General features: G+C 37.6%; 13 protein-coding genes. All 13 read left to right on the top strand.

Annotation, left to right across the window (positions count from 1 at the left end; all coding sequences use genetic code 11):
* The first annotated feature begins 25 nt into the window (after positions 1-25).
* Positions 26-1,303 carry a bifunctional folylpolyglutamate synthase/dihydrofolate synthase gene (locus tag BK585_RS18295; protein ID WP_078555378.1) on the top strand — a complete coding sequence of 426 codons (1,278 nt, stop codon included), beginning with the start codon at positions 26-28 and terminating at the stop codon, positions 1,301-1,303.
* Between the two features lie 129 nt (positions 1,304-1,432).
* The gene (locus tag BK585_RS18290) at positions 1,433-2,440 is read left to right on the top strand and encodes a CapA family protein (protein WP_078555377.1); all 1,008 of its coding nucleotides are present in this window, start codon (positions 1,433-1,435) and stop codon (positions 2,438-2,440) included.
* 295 nt (positions 2,441-2,735) lie between these two features.
* Positions 2,736-3,902 (top strand): hypothetical protein, encoded by a 1,167-nt coding sequence (locus BK585_RS18285; protein ID WP_078555376.1) that lies wholly within the window; start codon positions 2,736-2,738, stop codon positions 3,900-3,902.
* Positions 3,903-3,921: 19 nt separating this feature from the next.
* Entirely contained in the window at positions 3,922-5,232 is a 1,311-nt protein-coding gene (locus BK585_RS18280) for a VanW family protein (protein WP_078555375.1), read from the top strand.
* A gap of 11 nt (positions 5,233-5,243) precedes the next feature.
* Complete coding sequence (locus BK585_RS18275) at positions 5,244-6,905, top strand: GspE/PulE family protein (RefSeq protein WP_078555374.1); 1,662 nt, start codon at positions 5,244-5,246, stop codon at positions 6,903-6,905.
* Positions 6,906-6,916: 11 nt separating this feature from the next.
* Positions 6,917-7,972 (top strand): type IV pilus twitching motility protein PilT, encoded by a 1,056-nt coding sequence (locus BK585_RS18270; RefSeq protein ID WP_078555373.1) that lies wholly within the window; start codon positions 6,917-6,919, stop codon positions 7,970-7,972.
* Positions 7,972-9,177, top strand: a complete 1,206-nt coding sequence (locus tag BK585_RS18265) for a type II secretion system F family protein (protein WP_078555372.1) — start codon at positions 7,972-7,974, stop codon at positions 9,175-9,177. Before BK585_RS18270 ends, BK585_RS18265 begins: the two co-directional genes overlap by 1 nt.
* 235 nt (positions 9,178-9,412) lie before the next feature.
* The gene (locus BK585_RS18260) at positions 9,413-9,940 is read left to right on the top strand and encodes a type II secretion system protein (protein WP_078555371.1); all 528 of its coding nucleotides are present in this window, start codon (positions 9,413-9,415) and stop codon (positions 9,938-9,940) included.
* A 73-nt stretch (positions 9,941-10,013) separates the two neighbouring features.
* A complete protein-coding gene (locus BK585_RS18255; protein WP_078555370.1) occupies positions 10,014-10,760 on the top strand; it encodes a prepilin peptidase in 747 nt (248 codons plus the stop codon).
* An 84-nt stretch (positions 10,761-10,844) separates the two neighbouring features.
* Positions 10,845-11,834 (top strand): type IV pilus biogenesis protein PilM, encoded by a 990-nt coding sequence (gene pilM / locus BK585_RS18250; RefSeq protein WP_078555369.1) that lies wholly within the window; start codon positions 10,845-10,847, stop codon positions 11,832-11,834.
* Positions 11,834-12,421 (top strand): hypothetical protein, encoded by a 588-nt coding sequence (locus tag BK585_RS18245; RefSeq protein ID WP_078555368.1) that lies wholly within the window; start codon positions 11,834-11,836, stop codon positions 12,419-12,421. Before pilM ends, BK585_RS18245 begins: the two co-directional genes overlap by 1 nt.
* Positions 12,418-13,227 (top strand): hypothetical protein, encoded by an 810-nt coding sequence (locus BK585_RS18240; RefSeq protein ID WP_078555367.1) that lies wholly within the window; start codon positions 12,418-12,420, stop codon positions 13,225-13,227. The genes BK585_RS18245 and BK585_RS18240 overlap by 4 nt, the downstream gene beginning before the upstream one ends.
* A gap of 176 nt (positions 13,228-13,403) precedes the next feature.
* On the top strand, positions 13,404-14,462 hold the full coding sequence (locus BK585_RS18235) for a hypothetical protein (RefSeq protein ID WP_078555366.1): 1,059 nt from the start codon (positions 13,404-13,406) through the stop codon (positions 14,460-14,462).
* Positions 14,463-14,727: the final 265 nt, after the last annotated feature.

Here is a 14,727-nt window from a genome sequence, read left to right as displayed (position 1 = left end):
CGTTTTTCTTAAGAGGTGAAATAAGATGAATGAAACAGTTAAATGGATACATAGTCTTGTTCCGTTGGGGATTAAACCAGGACTGAAAAGAATGGAATGGATGCTTGAGAGATTAGGGAATCCAGAACGGCGGTTAAAATACATACACGTTGGTGGAACAAATGGTAAAGGGTCAACAGTTAGTTACTTACGGCACATGCTTCAAGAAGGTGGTCTAAGAGTAGGTACGTTTACCTCACCATACATTGAGTTTTTTAATGAACGTATTGCTGTTAACGGGGAACCGATTTCTGATGAGCAGTTAGATGAATTGGCGAAAAGCGTCAAGCCATTAGTTGAAGAATTAGCCGAAAGTGAGTTAGGTTCACCGACTGAATTTGAAGTAATTACAACGATCGCGTTTCTATACTTTGCTAAAGTGTCATACCCAGACATTGTAATTATGGAAGTGGGACTTGGAGGTCGTCTAGATTCCACAAATGTGATAACTCCAATGGTGTCGTTGATTACAAATGTCGGATATGACCATATGCATATATTAGGTGAATCAATAGAAGAAATCGCGATTGAAAAAGCAGGAATTATTAAAAGTGGGGTACCTGTCATTACAACAGCAGAACTTCCTGAAGTACTGAAGATATTTATAGAAACAGCTGAAAATAAACATGCGAAGGCCCTTGTTCTAGGTCATGATTTTCACATAGCTAATGAAGAAGGAAAGAGATTCTCGCTTCAGACCCCTTTTGCTAGCTTTGACAAACTTCATATTTCAATGGAAGGTGCACATCAAGTGAAAAATGCTGCACTAGCTCTCATGGGTCTGCAATATTTAAGAACCTTCTATGCATTATTAATAGAAGAAGATGAAATCAGGACAGGACTAGAGAAGACATTTTGGCTAGGACGGTTTGAAAAAGTTTCCGAAAAACCGTTAATCATTATAGATGGTGCTCACAATCGTCAAGGAGTAGAGGCTCTTACAGAAACGATATTCCGCTATAAACCAAGAAAGATTCTTGCCATGTTATCATTGACTAAGGAAAAAGATGTGAATGATACATTTAGCCCTTTGTATGAAGTATGTGACGATATCACGTTTACAACCTTTGACTTTGAACGGGCCCAGCAAAGTCATGAACTTTATGAAAATTGTAGATTCCAGCATAAACATCACGTCGAGAACTGGAAACAAGGCCTTTCGGAGATGATAGAACAAACGCCAGAAGATGACATCATTTTAGTGGCAGGGTCGCTATATTTTATATCTGAAGTAAGGGCATATTTTAAGCATAAAGAAGGCTAGCTTATTAGTGCATGAATAAAGAGGTCGAGGGTGAGAAAAGGGAAAAAACATCCTTTATCTCACCCTCTTATAATAAGACAAACTGTAGCTTTCATATCATGGTAGTATCCTACAAAAGAGGTAGCTGCCATGAAAATAAAAACGTTTCTTTTATTCTTTTGCTTGTTAATTCTCATGTTAATCTTTTTCCTATTTATGAAAAAGGAAGGAAATGCTTCTCCTTTTCAAAGCGTCAATCTTTCAAATAAAGAGATAATCACACATGAAAAAGAATATGTCGATTATGGGTCACCAATTACTATAGTTTTTGCAGGCGACTTAATGATGAGTGGGTCTGTAGCAGACACTGTTGAACGATTTGGTGTTAACTATCCATTTGAACATGTGGAAGAAGAAATTAAGAAAGCGGATTACGCTGTTGTTAATTTAGAAACAGCTGTTACACATCGAGAAGAAACATACGGAAAGCAATTTAATTTTAAAATGCCGCCTTCTTATCTTGATGGGGTAAGAAATGCAGGATTTGACATGGTGTCTTTAGCAAACAATCATACGATGGACTACAGAGAAGCAGGCCTAGTAGATACCATGAACTACTTAGATGAATATGGTTTAGCTTATATTGGGGCTGGTTTGAATAAAGAAGAAGCGTATTCTGCAAAATATGTCACGATAAAAGGGCGGAGCATTGCGTTTCTTGGATTTTCAAGAGTACTTCCTACAGAAACGTGGTACGCTCGTGAAGATAAACCTGGAATCGCAAGCGGCTATCAGCTTGAAAGAATGCTAGATATCATAGCTAAAGAAAAAGAGATTGCGGACTATGTTCTTGTCTATATCCATTGGGGGATAGAACGATCGACTTATCCGGAACCTTATCAAATCTATTATGGTGAAGCGATGATAGATGCTGGTGCCGATGCAGTTATAGGTGCACACCCCCATGTACTTCAACCAATTGAAACGTATAATGGCAAACCAATTGCCTATTCCTTAGGTAACTTTTTATTTCCTAACTACGTAACAGGACCTACAGCTGAAACAGGTCTATTCACACTTGAACTAGACGAAGATAAAATAAATTATCAATGGAGTTCTTATCAAATTAGAAATGATCAAATATGGCCAGAAAGTTAGAGGGAAATCTCTAGCTTTTTTTTGTTTTGAAGGAGATATAGGAGTTATTTTTAATAAAAAAATGTAGAAAAATGGTGTGTTTTGTTTGTTTGTAATAAAAACCATCCTATGACAAATGCTGATAAAATCAATAAAAAAAAGGAAATAACAAAAAAATTATATCTTTTATACTATATTATAAGTATTCTAAAAGTAATGTTTATATAATTCTCTCGTTTTAATTGTACAATATTCGACTTTTTTCTGATACAATAGATTTAGGAATTTTCTAACAGTTAAGGGATGGGGTGATATTTTGCTAGAATTTGTAATGGCACTAATTGGTGCAGGAATTGTACTTGTTTTATTTGGCTTCATTAAGTTATCTCTGCAAAATAAAACATTGATACAAATTGTATTTATATCTTTTTTACTTGTTTTTCTATCGTACTTATTATATTCCCTTTATTCTCCTGTTATTGCAGCAGCAGGATTTGTCTTTTTAATGCTACTTTTCACGTACATTATTGGCAAACAAGTAACACCTAAGAATGAGCAAAATGAGGAAAGCTTCAGACCTTCATCATCAACCAACGTTGTTGAAAGAGTAGCGAAACGACCGACAAAGGCTGATATGAAAGTTAAAGAAGCTGTTCAACCTGAAATAAATACAAACACTGAAAATGACATGCCAAGTGAAGTGGTTGCAAGCGAAATGGTAACTAACGTAGTAGACACTAGTGAAATAGAAAGTTCTACTAGTTCAGGTGCATTACTTCAGCAGGATGCAATTGATGAATTAATCAGACAAGCTACTGGTGAACAAACTCAAAATGAAGAAACAGAAGAAGTTGTTGAAGAAAAATCAATTTTAGAATTGGAAATTGAGCAGGAAAATGAACTGGATTCTAGCTCTGATGTGAGTGGTGCGGTAGTTATCGCTCAGGAACCAGTAGTAGTAGAAGAAGAACAAGAAGAGGAAGAAGATCTATTTTCATCAAGTGATGCGCCTTTATCGCAAGAAATGATTGACCGCTTATTTGCTGAATTTGAGCAAAATAATGTCATTGAAGAAGATGAAACTGAAATTGCTGCTAGTCTTGAAGTTATAGATGAAGTTGCCGATGAAAAAGTAGAGGTGGCTGAAGTAACAGCTGTTGAAGAAGTAGAGGTAACAGAAGAAGTAAATCAAGAAGAGATATTCTACCAACGTCCCAAACGGATGCTTGCTGAAGATAGTGATAAAAAAGAGGAAGGCGAAGAGGAACCTACTTTATTATCACGCAGACCAAGTGCAATTCAAGAAGAACCTATGGTAGCCTCATCAGAGGAACCAGATTCGTATGATGAAGAAATGACATATGGTAGACAAGCTCAAGAAGACTTTTGGAATGAGTTGAAAGGCACAAAAAAAGAACAAACTTCAAACCGTTCAAAACTGTTTGATGAATTAGAAGAAAATATATTCGAAGATCAAAAATAAATAATGGAGGTGACAGTCTGTGAAGCAATTAAGTTCGTACGTAACGGTATTTATGCTATTAATCGTAAGTAGTGCTAGTATCTTTATTTTTGCTTTTGGTGGTGCCTTTGCTTATGAAACCGTAGTACAGCCTGAGAAAAAACTTCAAAGACACGCACAAATTGCTGGGGTTGATGTTGGTGGAATGTCCGTAAGCGAAGTAGAAGAAATTCTAGCAGGAACAGTAACTGATTGGCGACAAAGAGCGATTATTGAACTCGTATTATTTGATAATTTAATTCTTGTCGACCCTAATGCAGTTGAGTTTAATATTTCAGAAAGTATTTCAACGGCACTTGATAGCGGGTATGCGATGCTAACACCAACAGTCAGTGCAGCGATTGTTGAACAAGACCTTGAGAGATTAACGTATCCGAATGTCGCAAGCTGGATTGACATGGATGCTTTAATCAAAGCACTAGAAGAAGAAATTTCATCAACGAATGTTATGGAAGTACGACTTGATATTCATGACTATTTCACCACAGAGCACCAACGTACTCCTGAAAAAATCGTTGAAACGACGATTTCTATTTCTGATCCAAATGGTTATTTTGAGAGATGGGTAAAAGCATTAGACGGAGAAGTGATCGAAAAACGTGGGGACTTTTCACTAGTGGAAAGACTAAATGAGCTTGGACAACCTGCAGTTCGAAGTGAATCATTAAATACGCTAAGTTCAGCGATCTTTCAAACGATAATGGGTACAAATTTCACACTGATTGAACGACATATTGGTAGAGAAGTACCGGGTTATGTTGATATCGGACTGGAAGCGATAGTAGATCCAGGTCTAATGGACCTTAAATTTTATAATAAAAATTACTACGATTATACGCTAAATGCAAAGTATGAAAACAATGAATTGACTGTTTCTATCTCTGGATTGCCGTTTTTATATTCATATGAGCTAGCTCTTGGAGAAGAGAAAGAAGTAGAACCACGAAAAATTGTTCAATTTTCAAGCAAACTAGGACCAAAGGATACGAAGATATTAGTCACGGGGAAAAAGGGTTATTTCATTGAAGTCCTACAAATCGTACGTGGCTTGAAAAATGAAGAGCTTGAAATTGTTGTTGTATCCGAGGATTATTATCCAGCGACTCATCGTGTTGAACAAAAGGGCTTACAAAAGTCAGGGACGGAAACAGGTGAAAATCCTGACCCTTCAGTGGATCCAAATGACCCAGAATTAGATTCAGGACAGATTGAACCTGGAACAGAAGAACCAATTGACGAAATAAAAGGTGAAGAAACGGAAGATGATGATTTAGAGATTGAATTTAAATAGGAGGCAGTCCAATGGCAATAAAACGTATGCGAATAGGTGATTTGCTCGTCCAAGCCGGATTCGTCACCGAACAACAATTATTAGATGCCCTTCAATCTAAAAAAGAGGGACAACGAATCGGGGATGCCCTCATTGAAAGAGGTTGGCTTACAGAGCAACAGCTCATTGAGGCCCTCGAATTCCAGCTTGGAATTCCACATATCAATTTAATGCGCTATCCGGTTGACACGTCGATATTGCATGTCATCACTAAGGACTTTGCAAAGCGAAACATGCTTATTCCGATTAAAAAGGATGGAAACTTGTTATATGTAGCAATGGTCAATCCAATGGACTATGCAGCCATTGATGACATTCGGATGGCAACAGGCTTTCAGGTTCAACCTGCGATTGCTTCTAAAGAAGATGTTGAACGCAGCATAATGCAACACTATGGTATGGAACAATCACTCGATGAGTTCTCAGTAATAGAACAAGAGGAAGACGAAGAATTAGAATATATTCGCGAAGACACAGACGCTCCTGTCATCCGTCTCGTCAATCAAATTCTTCAAATTGGTTTAACGCTTAAGGCGAGTGATATTCATATCGACCCACAAATGAAAAAGGTAGTCGTGCGATACCGTGTAGACGGTGTATTGCGTACAGAACGTTCATTGCAAAAATCCATCCAAAATGCATTAGTGGCTCGTGTGAAAATTATGGCTAGTTTAAATGTAACCCAAAGTCGTCTTCCACAAGATGGACGAGTGAAAACAGTTATTGATTTGAAACAAGTTGACCTTCGTGTCTCAACGCTACCAACGATGTACGGAGAAAAAATCGTTATTCGTATCCTTGACTTAGGTGCAGGACTTACGAATTTAAATAATCTTGGCTTTAATAAAATTAACTTGCAAAAGTTTAAGAAAGTCATTGAACAACCAGCAGGATTAGTGTTAATTACCGGCCCAACAGGTTCAGGTAAGTCATCAACCTTATACGCGGCTTTAAATCACTTGCATTCAGAAGAAATTAACATCATTACGGTAGAAGACCCAGTCGAGTATGAGATTGAAGGGATAAACCAAGTACAGGTAAATCCAGGAGCAGGCTTAACATTTGCTGCAGGACTCAGATCAATTCTTCGACAAGACCCGAACGTTGTCATGGTTGGGGAGATTCGTGATACAGAGACAGCAGAGATAGCTATCCGTGCGTCACTTACTGGACACGTTGTATTGAGTACACTTCATACGAATAGTGCGATTGCTACGATACCTCGTTTAATCGATATGGAAATTGAACCATACATGGTTGTGTCATCGATTACAGGAATTGTTGCACAGCGATTAGTACGTCGAATTTGCAATCAATGTAAAGAAGAGTACGAGCCTACACAAATGGAGCGCGAACTCTTCGATAAGCGCGGGATTAAAGTCAGTACGATTTACAGAGGCAAAGGTTGTGTCCAGTGTAATAAGTCTGGGTACAAAGGTAGGGTTGCGATTCATGAAATTTTAGTCATAGATGAGGAAATCCGTCAAATTATGATGAACAATCAATCTATGGCAGACTTGAAAAAATATGCCCATGAAAGTGGCATGATTTTCTTAGTTGACGATGGACTATTAAAAGCAAAACAAGGCTTAACAACAATTGATGAAGTCTTTAGAGTAGCAATGGAAGAGTAGGGGGGAACCGAATGCTAGCAACATCGAAGTTAGAAGTATTAGACAATTTATTACGAGAAGCCTTTGCAATGGGCGCATCAGATATTCATTTAACAGTAGGAGCCCCTCCTGTGTTTCGAGTAAACGGTGAACTACAAACGTATGGAACGGAAAAGTTAAAACCGGCAGATACAGAAGGAATGGCGCGTGCCATCATTAATGAAAACTTGTGGGACACATTTGAAAAACGCGGAGAGCTCGATTTCTCGCACGGAATTCCAGCCGTCTCCCGTTTTCGTGTCAATGCCTACTATCAACGAGCGTGTATTAGTTTAGCACTTCGTGTTATCCCAACTAAGATTCCCAACCTAGAAGACTTACAAATGCCAGGTGTATTACTAGATATTGCAAAGAGACCACAAGGGTTAGTTCTCGTTACTGGACCTACAGGTAGTGGTAAATCTACAACTCTAGCAGCAATGATCTCTCATATTAACAAAACAATGAGTAAGCACATTATTACACTAGAAGACCCGATAGAGTATTTGCACAATCATGGCAGTTCTCTTATTGACCAACGTGAAATTGGTTTTGATACACAAAACTTTTCCAATGGTTTACGTGGTTGTTTACGTCAGGATCCGGACATCATTCTCGTTGGGGAGATGCGTGACCTTGAAACGATTGCGATTGCGATTACAGCAGCGGAAACAGGTCACCTTGTATTAGGAACGCTTCATACCCACGATGCACCGTCGACGATTGACCGTATTATTGACGTTTTTCCACCTGCCCAACAACCGCAGGTGCGTGTTCAGCTTGCATCCGTGCTTGTTGCAGTAGTATCACAACGTCTATTTAAAACGGCTGATAACAAAGGACGCCGTGCAGCAACAGAAATCATGATAACAAACCCAGCGATTAAAAACTTAATTCGTAATGAAAAAATCCATCAAATTCCAAGTATCATTCAAACGAGTAAAGCGTATGGCATGCACACACTGGAGCAATCAATCACAGAGCTGCTAAACAAACGCATCATCACACAAGAAGCAGCTTCAGTCTTTTTAAGTGAGTTGGGAAGCTAATGGCACAGTATCGATACAAAGGTAGAAATCGTAGAGGAAAGACCGTTCAAGGAAAGCTTCAAGCTGAATCAGAAAGGGAAATTCGTCTACAACTACGTGACCAAGGAATTATGGCGTTAGAGGTTAAAGAACTTTCTGGCGCCTTACACAAAGAAATTAGCATCGGAAGTGGGGTTAAGCCTCAGGATTTTGTTATTTACATGCGTCAATTTGCTACTTTACTAAAAGCGGGTATTACTGTTGTAGAAGCAACGGAAATACTTGCAGAACAAACAAGTAGCAAAGCGCTTAAAAAAGTTTTAATGCAAGTAGAAACGGAATTACGCTCAGGTAATCCGTTGTCTGAATCATGTGAACAACACCCGAAAGTATTTCCTCCGCTATATATTAATATGATAAAAGCAGGGGAAATTGGTGGTAATCTCGACGAAGTGTTAGACAGATTAGCATTCTATTATGAAAAGCAATACAAGCTTGTTCAAAAAGTGAAATCTGCAATTACGTATCCAGCTGCAGTAGGAGTTGTAACAGTAGCGGTTGTTATCTTTTTACTATCGTCAGTAGTCCCGACGTTTGCTACCATGTTTGAGTCATTTGATGCAGAGCTACCAGCATTAACACAGTTTGTACTTGCAGCAGGTGATGTAGTCCAAAGTTATTGGTGGACAATAATAGTTTTTGTATTAGTAGTAATTATAGGATTTAAAGTGATTAACGATAATAAACAATCAAGGTTGTATCTGCATTTTATAATTTTGAAGACGCCTTTATTTGGGAAATTGCTACAAAAGGCTGAGTTAGCTCGTGTTACAAGGACCTTAAGTTCCCTTTTTTCTTCAGCTGTGCCAGTGCTGCAAGCTATGGTAATTGTCGAGAAAGTTGTAAAAAACAATGTTATTAAGAATGTTATAAGAGATTCACGCTCATCATTAGAAAAAGGAGAATCTTTATCTAAACCAATGGAAGAAAGTTGGGTATTTCCTCCGCTTGTTACCCAAATGATTTCTGTTGGTGAATCTACGGGTGCATTAGATGCAATGTTGGACAAGGTAGCAGAATTTTATGAGGATGAAGTTGATACTGCAACAGAACAATTAAAATCATTGATTGAACCTATTCTGATTGTAGTATTAGCTGGAGTGGTCGGTGTAATCGTTATGTCGATTATGATTCCAATGTTCAAAGTATTTGATGCAATACAATAAGACAAATATTTGCAAAAAAATATAAATATTGACAACAATAGTACTAAAGAACTATACTATTAATTGTAGTAAGATGATAGTATAAAAGTAAGAAAACCACAGGCTATAGAACTAGCTTGTAAACTGTTTAAGACTCAAAGCACAATATTGGAACTTATAGCATACTTCGTATTACACTTGACTTTGCTCTGAGATTAAACAAAAAATACTTGAAATTGAAGGGTGGAAAAAAGAAGTGAAAAGATTACTTAAAAACGAAAAAGGTTTAACGCTTATCGAGTTACTAGCTGTAGTTGTAATTCTTGGAATTATTGCTGCAATTGCTGTGCCAAGTATTGGTGGCATTATTGATAACAGTAAACAGGATGCGCACGTAGCTAATGCACAACAAATGGTTACATCTGCTAAGTTAGCTGCACTATCAGATAGAACGTTACAAAATCCTGGAACATACTTTGTACCGTTACAATATCTAGAAGATAAAGGATATATTGAATCTATTAAAGACCCTGATAACAGTACAGGTGGATATAAAAGGGCTGGAGACAAAATCCTTACACAAGGGCCAACAGCTGATGCAACGGCTGGAATTGTTACTGGACCACCAGCAAATGAGTCGTATGTTCAAGTTGTTGTAGCAGGTACAACACATACTTACTCTGTAAAATTAGTTAATGCCACAAGGGGAGTACAACAAGGAACTGGTAAAGTAGCTGTAGCAGAAGCGGACTTAAATAGAAACAAAGCTATTGCAGGAAACTAAATTAATTAATAGTTTAAAAGCCTTAGAGTTAAAATATACTAAGGCTTTTTTACTTAATTAAAAAGGAACTTATATGATGGATGTATATATCTTTATCTTAGGACTAATACTCGGCTCTTTTTACAACGTAGTCGGCTTACGCGTACCACAAAAACAATCAATCGTTACACCGCGGTCTCACTGCACGAAATGCAAGAGAACGCTTACGGCACTTGACCTTATCCCATTTTTCTCCTATGTGTTTTTACGTGGGAAATGTCGAGGTTGTCAGACTAAGTTTTCACCGATTTATCCGCTAATGGAATTAGCGACTGGACTTTTATTACTATTATCTTATCTTTATTTTGGTTTTACATGGGAGTTAGCGGTTGCGCTTTTGTTTATGTCGATGCTTGTCATAATTACAGTGACAGATATATCATATATGTTAATTCCTGATAAAATATTACTAGTGTTTGCTCCTCTATTTGTCCTATTACGAGTTTTTCTTGCGCCACTCGATCCGTGGTGGGATATGTTTGTAGGGGCTGGAGTAGGGTTTGGATTGCTGCTACTGATTGCTTTTGTAAGTAAAGGTGGTATGGGCGGTGGAGATATTAAGTTATACGCTGTACTTGGTCTTGTTTTAGGCCTACAAAATGTATTACTCTCTTTCTTTTTAGCAACCTTCTTTGGTGCACTGTTTGGTGCGGTCGGAATGTTACTTGGAAAAGTGAAACGTGGGAAACCGATGGCTTTTGGTCCATATATAGTACTTGGAACAATTATTGCTTATTTTTATGGAGACCTCTTAATTAATTGGTATTTGCAATTCTTGTAAATTAAATTCGAATTTTTGTGCTAAGTACGGTCGTAACCGCTACAAAGCCTTATCTTATATATTAAGAAATGGTGGTGACGTTAAGTGAAGCTGTTAACAAGCAATAAGCAAATGAGGACAAGTCTAGTTATCAAAGACCATGTCATCCGTTATGTCCATGCCAAAAAACCATTCTTGACGGCAATTCAAAGCTATGGAGAACGTTTTTTACCAAGTGGAATTGTTCAAGATGGTCAAGTGGTTGACCGTGATACGTTTAAAATAATTATTGATGAATGTATAGAAGCATGGGGCTTAAAAGGACAATCGGTTCAGTTTTGTGCACCAGATGCGTTTGTCGTTATTAAAAATATTCAGCTATCGTATGATATTCCTGAGAATGAAATTCGTGGTCATTTGTTTCTTGAACTAGGAGAAAGCATTCACCTTCCTTTTGAGGATCCTGTGTTCGATTATCAAATCATTGGTGATAAAAATGGTAAGCGAGACGTAATCCTAATTGCTAGTCGTGAAAAGTCAGTATTGCAAATGAGAAACATGTTAAGTGAGTATAAGCTTAAACCAAACGCAGCTGATTTATCTTCATTGTCAATCTACCGTTTGTTACACAAGATGGAGAAAGTTCATGCTGATGAACACGTATTGCTTGTTCAATTTGATGTTACGTCTGCCAATGCTACTATTTTTACAAATGATTTACCTGTGTTTACAAGACACTTTAAACCTACCGTTTCATTGAATAGCTGGGTTGTTGATTATGAAGGTGGTACAGAGCGTTTAGTCTGGAAGGGTAATGAAGCTGAAATTGATGGACAAACACGTGAAATTTATACGGAAATTGACCGTGTCTTAAAGTTCTATCACTTTTCAGTGAATGATGGAAAAGCCAGTGTAACAAGAATGATTTTAGTAGGAGACCATCCTTACTTGAATAAAATGGTAAAAATGTGTAGAGAAAATCTTGATGTTCAAGTTGATAGTGGAATGGATGAATCAATTGAAACGAAAAAAGGTTCCTTGCCACAGCACTTCTTTGAAGCTGCGGGCTTGGCACTGAAGAAAGAGGTGCAATGATGTTATTAGAAGTAAATCTCTTACCAGAAAAAGAAAAAAGGGATATGACAAACCTATTAATTATAGGTATTGTTGCTTTTGTTATCATTGCGATGCTTCTTACTTTTCGTTTTATGCATGATGATTTAACGACAGATGTGAGGACGATGGAACAGGAAATCATGGAAGTGAAGATTTTATCTGCTGAGATTCAATCGAGTCAAGTCGTCAGTGAAGTCGATAGATTAACGACTACGTTAGAAACTCTAGAAAATCATGTTATTCCAGCTTCAACTTTACTAGATTATTTAGTTGCTCTTTTGCCAGAGCGTGGGTTCTTTTTAAATTTTGATTATCAATTATCGGGTGAAGTTAACTTTGATGCAAGCTTTGACCAAATTGAACAAATTGCAGCTTATAATCAAGTGTTAACCATTTCACCGATTGTCCGTGATGTTGTCATTTCAAATATCTCGGCGGATGCTTTAATGGACGAGGAAACTATTGAGGAATCTGAGTTTTTACCACGTTATGTCGCTTCTTTTAAGTTAATGATTAATTCACCTGAAGTGAAGAAGCTAGGGCAAGGGGAGGATGAGGAGCAATGACGGTATCTTTTACAAGAATTCATATTATCGTATTAGTGCTTATCCTTGCTTTAGTCGGCGGTGGTGGTTACTTCCTTTATAATAGCTATTTTTCAACCCTTGTTGTTGACCGTGAGACATTAATTGATTCTCTACAGGTTGAACAAGCAGTGCTGGAAGAAAGCCGTAGGATTCTTCGCCAAGCTGAAGCGAAGGAAATTGAAACTTCATTCACGTTTCAAAAGAAACTACCAGTGACACCATTAATGGATCAATTTTTACTGCATCTTGCTCGTGCTGAGATTTTATCCGGTACGTATATTTCTTCATTAGATATAACCGATGACCGGATTGAAACATCTGATTCAAGACCTCTAGATATTCTAATAGAAATGAATAAAACAGATGAAGAAAGAGAAGCAGAAGCTGCGGCTGCAGCGGAGGCTGCTCAACAACAAGAAGCTGCGCCAGAAGAAGCTCCAGCAGAAGGGGAAGAATCTTCGAATCCGTATGGTCCTAACTTAGATGATGTAAAGCAAATTCATTTCCAACTTACGGTACGTGCAAAGGAATATAAAGAGATTGCGACTTTCCTAAGAACATTAGACAGTTTACCACGTCTTGTAAACATTAATATGGTAACGTTCATAGGTCATAACGAACAAATTATGATTGATGATGAAATCGAAAACTTAGAGTTTTTAGTAAATGTATCTACTTTCTATTATCCTGAACTAGAGGAATTAAAAGAAGAGACTCCGAAAGTGGACTATGAACGTCCATCAGAAAAAGAAGACCCATTATATGAAATTAAAAGGGTAGAATAGGGGAAACCCTGTTCTATCTTTTTTTATGTTGAATAAAAATGAAGATAAGGACAAGTTGTTTTACCCAATTTACTAGAACTAAAAAAAGATATAAAAAAAGTGAAAATACTAGTTCTAGCAAATTAAATAATCTAATAGACTAGTAGTAAGAAACATTGATGAAAGGGGCAGTTCCTGTGGACAAGGAGAAAAGACAAATATCAGTAAAGCTAAATGGGAAAGAACGTACCTATAAAGAGACAGCAGCAACCCGTGATACGAACAATCAAGCCTCTGATCCACTTCCGAAAAAGGAAGAAAAGAAAGAAACCGTACAACCAGAAATCATAGATTTTAGGGAAAAACATGAAGAGAGAAAAGAACGTACTCAACCATTTTGGGATGATGGGAATCATGAATTGGCACCTAAATTACCTTTTAACCGGAAGAAGCAAGCGAAGAACAAAAAAAGCTTAAAGTTCTCATTAAAGTCATTTCCTTTTTCGATTTTGTTAGCTGGCTTATCTGCTATCATTGTTGGTGTAAGTTTTGGACTAATGGTGTTAACGATTTTTACAGGAGAGTCACAAGCGACAGGAGAAAATACACAAGATGCGGTATCTGTTGAAAGTTTAATTGAGGCTAAACAAGACGGCTTACCTTCATTAACGGTTGATGTTGTCCAAGGGGGAGCATACTCAACGGTAGAAAAAGGACAAGAAGTCGTGTCCTCATTGAAAGAAAAAGGACTAGCTGGGGTATTGGTTGAATCTAGCGACCCTATTTACATGTTTATTGGAGTTGGACAAGACCGTGAATATGCGAATGCACTCAGTCAGCTATATCAACAACAAGGCCAAGATACGTATGTGAAGCCATTTACGGTTGCTCCTTCAAGTAATGATGAAGTTAAAGACGAAGTTAAGCAATTCTTTCAAGACGGGATGGCACTTTTTGAAGAACTAGCTCTTGTTTCGATTCGAGGAATCGCTGGCGATGAAGACATATTAAAACCAGAACAAATTGAAATTGCGCTCACAGCTCAAGCGGATTGGGAAGCATCAAAAGAAGAGGCATTATCAAGCTTATCTGAAGCATCTGTTACTCAAGCAACAAAGTATATGAATGCCATTAAAAGAGGAACAGAGCAACTCGCTAAAGTCGAAGATAGCAGTGATGAAGAACAGCTCTGGAAAATCCAACAAGCCCTCCTAGAAGCAATGCTAGCATATGAAGCGTTTATTGATAGTCTATAAAAAGGGATGAAGTCTCCACCATTTATGTGGGGGCTTTTTCAATTGAAGTGAAAGGTAGTGGATTCGCGTTTTTCAAGATGCTGTTAAGTGACTCCAGAAGAACACTGGCTTCGCTCGCTACACGTCAAACAAAAGAACCCCACATTTGTTTGACTTTAAAAGATGGTAGCGGGTTCGCTCAGTGTAATAATCAAAACGGTATTGCCGTTTTGATTATTGATTTAATTGTAATCATTTGGTATTGTTTATGTAACCTTGTACAATA

It is taken from the genome of Bacillus alkalicellulosilyticus (genome assembly GCF_002019795.1).
GTDB lineage: Bacteria > Bacillota > Bacilli > Bacillales > Bacillaceae_F > Bacillus_AO > Bacillus_AO alkalicellulosilyticum.
The sequence above is the reverse complement of the archived record's forward strand: the minus strand, read 5'-3'. Positions and strand labels throughout refer to the sequence as shown.